Source organism: Micromonospora sp. I033 (genome assembly GCF_053890995.1).
The window spans coordinates 1-5,846 of the sequence record NZ_JBSSLX010000290.1 but is presented as its reverse complement, the minus strand read 5'-3'; the positions used below and the strand labels follow the sequence as shown (position 1 = coordinate 5,846).

9 protein-coding genes are annotated in these 5,846 nt (G+C 74.0%); 5 read left to right on the top strand and 4 right to left on the bottom strand.

Features of this window, described 5'->3' with window-relative positions; translation table 11 throughout:
* On the bottom strand, positions 1-813 hold an 813-nt coding region (locus ACW0Q9_RS28580; protein WP_456186552.1), incomplete at its 3' end, for a tetratricopeptide repeat protein.
* 48 nt (positions 814-861) lie between these two features.
* Complete coding sequence (locus ACW0Q9_RS28575; protein ID WP_456186550.1) at positions 862-1,332, bottom strand: MarR family winged helix-turn-helix transcriptional regulator; 471 nt, start codon at positions 1,330-1,332, stop codon at positions 862-864.
* A 50-nt stretch (positions 1,333-1,382) separates the two neighbouring features.
* Here ACW0Q9_RS28575 and ACW0Q9_RS28570 point away from each other — a divergent pair, with 50 nt between their 5' ends.
* Complete coding sequence (locus tag ACW0Q9_RS28570) at positions 1,383-1,904, top strand: VOC family protein (protein ID WP_456186548.1); 522 nt, start codon at positions 1,383-1,385, stop codon at positions 1,902-1,904.
* Positions 1,905-1,921: 17 nt separating this feature from the next.
* Complete coding sequence (locus tag ACW0Q9_RS28565) at positions 1,922-2,824, top strand: hypothetical protein (protein WP_456186546.1); 903 nt, start codon at positions 1,922-1,924, stop codon at positions 2,822-2,824.
* Here the strand turns inward: ACW0Q9_RS28565 and ACW0Q9_RS28560 are convergent.
* Positions 2,790-3,308: a potassium channel family protein gene (locus ACW0Q9_RS28560; RefSeq protein ID WP_456186544.1), complete on the bottom strand. Its 519-nt coding sequence runs from the start codon at positions 3,306-3,308 to the stop codon at positions 2,790-2,792. The two genes, ACW0Q9_RS28565 and ACW0Q9_RS28560, sit on opposite strands and share 35 nt — an antisense overlap.
* Before the next feature lie 109 nt (positions 3,309-3,417).
* Positions 3,418-3,597 carry a DUF4236 domain-containing protein gene (locus tag ACW0Q9_RS28555; RefSeq protein ID WP_456186542.1) on the bottom strand — a complete coding sequence of 60 codons (180 nt, stop codon included), beginning with the start codon at positions 3,595-3,597 and terminating at the stop codon, positions 3,418-3,420.
* A gap of 178 nt (positions 3,598-3,775) precedes the next feature.
* Between ACW0Q9_RS28555 and ACW0Q9_RS28550 the strand changes: the two genes are divergently transcribed.
* The 3 genes from ACW0Q9_RS28550 to ACW0Q9_RS28540 form a co-directional block, all read left to right on the top strand.
* Entirely contained in the window at positions 3,776-3,916 is a 141-nt protein-coding gene (locus tag ACW0Q9_RS28550; RefSeq protein ID WP_377462410.1) for a putative leader peptide, read from the top strand.
* A gap of 141 nt (positions 3,917-4,057) precedes the next feature.
* The gene (locus ACW0Q9_RS28545) at positions 4,058-5,095 is read left to right on the top strand and encodes an ABC transporter substrate-binding protein (protein ID WP_456186540.1); all 1,038 of its coding nucleotides are present in this window, start codon (positions 4,058-4,060) and stop codon (positions 5,093-5,095) included.
* Positions 5,092-5,846: ABC transporter ATP-binding protein (locus tag ACW0Q9_RS28540; protein ID WP_456186538.1), on the top strand; the 755-nt coding region annotated here is incomplete at its 3' end. The genes ACW0Q9_RS28545 and ACW0Q9_RS28540, both read left to right, overlap by 4 nt.

Sequence of the window (5,846 nt, the reverse complement as noted above, 5' to 3'; positions counted from 1 at the left end):
GACCGGGTCGTCGAGCGTCGGTGGCTGGTAGGGCGGCAGGTCGGGCGGCCCCTCGGCGGGCGGGGGGACGCGGGCCGCCGGCACCACCGGTGTCTCCGGGGCCGGCGGCTCCGGCGCGTCGCAGACGTGGTCCGGGTCGGCGGCGGCCCGGGCCAGCCCGGCGACCTGGGCGGCGAGCGGGTCGTCGGCGGCCAGGTGCTCCCGGCACAGGTCCTCGGCGAGCGTCAGGTGCTCGTGGGACTCGGCGTACCGGCCGCAGTCGCGTTCCATCGCGCCGAGCTTGGCCAGCATCTTGATGCCGCTCGTATGGCCGTCACCGTAGACCTCGCGGTGCAGCTCCCACGCGTCCTGCAACCGGTCGCGGGCCACGTCGCAACGGCCGCGGGCGTATTCCACGGTGGCCAGGTCGGCGTGCGCGGCCAGCACCCGCTGGGACTCCGGCCCGTCCCGGGCGGTCAGCTCGATGATGACGTCGGAGTAGAGCCGGGCGGCGCGGGCGTCGCTGCCGACCCGGTGCAGCACGGCGGCCAGGGTCGCGGCGGCGGTGACGGTCCGCTCGTCGGAGCGCCCGAACAGTCGGGTCGTCGCCGCGTACGCGAACGCGGCCCAGCCGCGCGCGGAGTGCGGCTCGCCGAGCGCGACGAGGACCCGGGCCTGGAGGCCGGCCGCCTCGGCCAGCTCGGCGGAGGCGTTGGCGGGGCGGGGATCGGCGTCGCTCAGCGCGTCGGCGAGCAGTCGCTGGGCACCGTCGAGGTCGCCTTCGGACACCAGCTGGTGCGCCTGGACGGTCAGGTCAGCGAAGCCGGAGGTCACGCCCCATCGTGCTCATCCGACGACGGTAAGTACAAGACCCGCAGTGGATCAGTTTGGTCGCGATCCGGTCAGGTGGTCGGCCAGCGTCTCGCTGATCCGCCGCAGCTGGTCGACCTGGGCCGGGCTGAGCGCGTCGAACAGGTGCCGGCGTACCCCGGCGACGTGGCCGGGCGCGGCGGCGGCCAGGGTGGCGAAGCCGGCGTCGGTGAGGACGGCGAGCTGGCCCCGCCGGTCGGTGGCGCACTCCTCGCGGCGGATCCACCCGGCCGCCTCCAGCCGGGCGGCGGCGTGCGAGAGCCGGCTGCGGGACGAGCCCGTGGCGTCGGCCAGCTCGCTCATCCGCAGCCGCCGGTCGGGGGCCTCGGAGAGCCGGACCAGGATCTCGTAGTAGGCGTGCGGCATCCCGGCGTCGCGCTGCAGCTCGCGGTCGAGGGTGTCCATCAGCGCCCGGGAGGCGGCGAGGAACGCCCGCCAGGTCCGCTGCTCGTCGGGGTCCAGCCACCGGGTCATGACGGCCATCATAGCGCCTGTTGTTGAACGCTCAACCAAAGCGCGCTACCGTCGGGGTCATGGGAATCCACCGGCTCAACCACGCCGTCCTCTACGTCCGTGACCTCGACCGCAGCGTCGCCTTCTACCGCGACGTGCTCGGCTTCCGCCCGGTGCCGATGACGCCGGACGGCTTCCGCGGCGCCGCCTTCCTCCAGGCGCCCGACTCCACCAACGACCACGACCTCGGGCTGTTCGAGGTCGGCGCGGCCGCCGGACCCTCCCCGGCCGGCCGGACCACCGTCGGCCTCTACCACCTCGCCTGGGAGCTGGACACCCTGGACGAGCTGGCCGCCACCGCCGAGCGGCTGGCCGCCGCCGACGCCCTGGTGGGCGCCTCGGACCACGGCACCACCAAGAGCCTCTACGGCCGCGACCCCGACGGGCTGGAGTTCGAGATCGTCTGGATCGTCCCCGCCGACCTGCTCGACGACGCGGCCCTCGCCGCCCGCACGCGGATCGGCCGGCTCGACCTCGACCGCGAGCGGCAGCGCTACGGCGGCCAGACCCGCGGCGGCGTGGGCATCTCCATCCCGGCCTGACCTGCCATGCTGGCAGGATGTCGACCGACGCCGTCCTGCGCGAGCTGCTCGTCCGGCAGCTCGACCACTGGCTGCCCGCCGCGCTGCACCGCTCGCGGCGGGCCACCCTGGCCCTCGCGTACGCCGGGAGCGACGCCGGTGGCGCGGAGGCCGCGCTGCGGGTGGTGGCCGAGTTCGCCGACCGGCTGCGCGGCCGGCGGCTGACCGTGCTGGTGCTCGCCGACGGCGGTGCCGAGCTGCCGGCCCGGCTGGGCGCGGCGGAGGCCGACCTGCCGGCGGACGTCGCCGTGCACGTCGTGCCGGGCCGGCCGGACCGGCTGCCGGTGGCGCTCAAGGCGGCCGGCGCGGCGGGCGCCCCGCTGTTCACCGTGGTCGACGGCGGCGAGCCCGACCCGGCCCTGCTGGCCGCCGCCGCGTCCGGCCGCCCGGCCGAGGTGCTGCTGGTCACCGCGCCCGGCCGGTCGCTGCGCCCGGCGCTGACCGGGGCCGGCTTCCCGCTGGTCACCGAGGTCGAGCTGGTGCCGGCCGACGGCGGGCCGGCCCGGCTGTTCGGCTACGCCACCGGCTCGGACCGGGGTCTGGAGGCGGTCAAGGACGCCCTCTGGGCGGTCGACGAGTACGCCGGGGTGCGTTACCGCGACCCGGCCGACCCGGCGGGGCGGCTGCTCGACATCAGCCTCGACCCGGAACCCGGCCCACTGCGCCGCGAACTGCTGGCCGAACTCGCCCGCTCCGGCCCGCGTACGGTGACCGAGCTGCGCCGCTTCGCCGCGACCTCGACGGTCTACCGGGCCGCCGACGCCAACCGGGCGCTCACCTCGCTGCTCGCCGCCGGCGCGGTGACCCGCGACCCCGAGCAGGGCCGGCTCGGCGGCGACGTGGTGATCAGCGCCGGTCCGGCCGCTGGCTCATCTGCCTGACCACGATGGACGCCCCGGTGGCGATCACCCCGATGCTGAACGCCATCTGGGCGCAGACGACCACCCGGGCGATCTGCCCCTCGGCGTTGACGTCGCCGTAGCCGACCGTGGTCAGCGTGGCGAGCGCGAAGTAGAGCGCGTCGATCCGGGTCCGCATGCCGCTGAACTCGCCCGGGCGGCTGTTCGCCACCACGTAGTCGGCGAGGGCGAAGACCAGCAGCCCGGCGACCAGCGCGACGGCGAGCCGGATCAGCGCCCGGGTCTCCACGTCGCCGGTCGGCTGGGTGGCGGCGAGCTGGCGGCGTACCTGGCCGGTGACCAGGAACGCGACCACGAGCACCAGGATCAGGGTGCCGGCGGAGCGCAGGGCCAGCCGCAGGCCGTTCGGGTCCGGCTCGACGGGGACGGCGAAGTAGGCCAGCAGCAGCAGCGCGACGGCCGCCGCGGCCCGCCGCCGCTCCCGCCGGAACGAAGGGTCCGCCACCCCGCGATTCTCCGCCGCGGCGCGTATCCCGTCGGCGGAACGGCGAAGCCCGCCCGGACGCCGCGCGGGGTGCCGGTGAACCACCGGCACCCCGCGCGACCTCGGGACGTCACGCCCGGGACTTGTCCTGCTTCCAGGAGAGCGGCCCCGGCAGGTCGACGCGGTGGGCGCGGGTGTTGGAGTTCCACGACCAGCGGCCGATCTTGAAGCTCCACGAGGAGAAGCCGTTCTCCGTGAAGTGAAGGATCACCGGACCGTACTTCTTGCGCTTGCGGAACTGGATGCCCATGGGGTCCTCCTTCGTCTCCCTGCGTCTGCGGGATCGAACATGCCCGAAACGACGGTTCGCGAAACCCGGTCGGATCCGGTCTGGACGGTGCCCCTCCCGCCCGTCACAATCTCTATCCAACGGGTAGGTGTTAAGGGGCGGTAAATGCTGGTGGTGACGGGTTGTAACAAAGCCAGCGATGCAAGTCTCACTCTATGGAAGGGCATTGACCGGCGCGGAGAACGGTCGGCAGCATGAGGTCATGTCGCAGCGGGACGAGCTTCTCCTCACCGCTCGCGTGCACGTCGACCTGGTCCGGCACGCGAGCGCGCTCTGTTGAGCTGACCGCTCTCGGTCGTCGCATCTCCTCCGCTCGTCCGCTCCCGTCGCCGGCGCATCGTGGCCCGGCCGGCAGCGGCGTGCACTCGCGCCCCTCGCGGGCCCTCGCCACCGCATCGTGGACAGATCAGGAGACCTCTCCATGCCCTCGACCCGTCAGTCGCTGCGGCGTACCCTCGCCGCCGCCGTCACCCTGCTCGCCCTCACCGCCGCCGGGGGATGCGGCGCCGACGCCGCCGCCGGCGGCAGGCAGACCAAGGAGCTGCGCTACCAGGGCTCGGTCGGCCAGGTGACCCTCCCCGAGCTCGCCGCCGACCTCGGCTTCCTCGGCGACGTCAGGCTCAACTGGATCGGCAACGTCACCGGCGGCCCGGCGGACATCCAGGCCACCGCCACCGGCCAGACCGACTTCGGCGGCGCCTTCAACGGCGCCATCGTCAAGCTCCAGGCCGCGAACGCCCCGATCACCGCCGTGGTCGCCTACTACGGCTCCGACGCGCAGACCTTCCAGGGCTACTACGTGCTCCAGGACAGCCCGATCCGCGGCCCCCGCGACCTGATCGGCAAGAAGGTCGGCATGAACACCCTCGGCGCGCACGCCGAGGCGGTGCTCAAGACCTGGCTGGCCAAGGGCGGCCTGACCACGGCCGAGATCGCCAAGGTCGAGCTGGTCGCGCTGCCCCCGGTCAACATCGAACAGTCGCTGCGGCAGCAGCGGATCGACGTCGCCGTGCTCGGCGGCGTCATCCGCGACAAGGCGGTCGCCGCCGGCGGCGTCCGTACCGTCTTCACCGACTACGAGCTGCTCGGCCCGTTCAGCGGCGGCAGCTACGTCTTCCGGGACGACTTCATCACGCGCAACCCGGAGACCGTCCGGGCGTTCGTCACCGGGGTGGGCAGGGCCATCGAGTGGGCGCGCACCCAGCCCCGGGAGACGGTCGTGGCCCGGCTGGAGTCCATCATCGCCAAGCGCGGCCGCAACGAGGACGCGTCGCTCGTGCGGTACTGGAAGTCCAGTGGCGTCGCCGGCAGGGGCGGCCTCATCAGCGACCGCGAGTTCACCACCTGGATCGACTGGCTGGCCGGCTCCGGCGAGCTCAAGGGCGACCGGCCGAAGCCCGCCGACCTCTACACGAACAAGTTCAACGAGGCCGCCACCACCGGTGGGGGTGGCGCGTGAGCACCGACAAGATCCTCTTCGACCGGGTCACGAAGGTCTTCCCGGGCCGGCGGGGCAGCGGCGGCGCGGTCACCGCGCTCGACGCGCTCACCCTCGGGGTACGCCCCGGCGAGTTCCTGGTCGTCGTCGGCCCCAGCGGCTGCGGCAAGTCCACCCTGCTCGACCTGCTCGGCGGGCTCAGCGCACCGACCGCCGGGCAGGTGCTGCTGGACGGCCGCCCGGTCACCGGGCCCGGCCTGGACCGGGGCATCGTCTTCCAGCAGTACGCGCTGCTGCCCTGGCGCACCGCCGCCGGCAACGTCGCGTTCGGGCTGGAGGCCAAGGCCGTGCCCCGCGCCGAGCGCGCCGAGCTGGTCGCCCACCACCTCGACCTGGTCGGGCTGAGCGGGTTCGCCGACCGCTACCCGCACGAGCTCTCCGGCGGCATGAAGCAGCGGGTCGCCATCGCCCGCAGCCTCGCGTACGACCCGGACGTGCTGCTCATGGACGAGCCGTTCGCGGCGCTCGACGCGCAGACCCGCGACTCCCTCCAGGACGAGCTGGTCCGGATCTGGCAGGCCACCGGCAAGACCATCGTCTTCATCACCCACGGCATCGACGAGGCCGTCCACCTCGGCCAGCGGGTCGCCGTGATGACCTCCCGCCCCGGGCGGATCAAGGAGGTCATCGACATCGAGCTGGGCGACCGGGAGGCCGAGGAGGACGTCCGCTCCTCCGACGCGTTCCGGCACCACCGGCACCAGATCTGGAC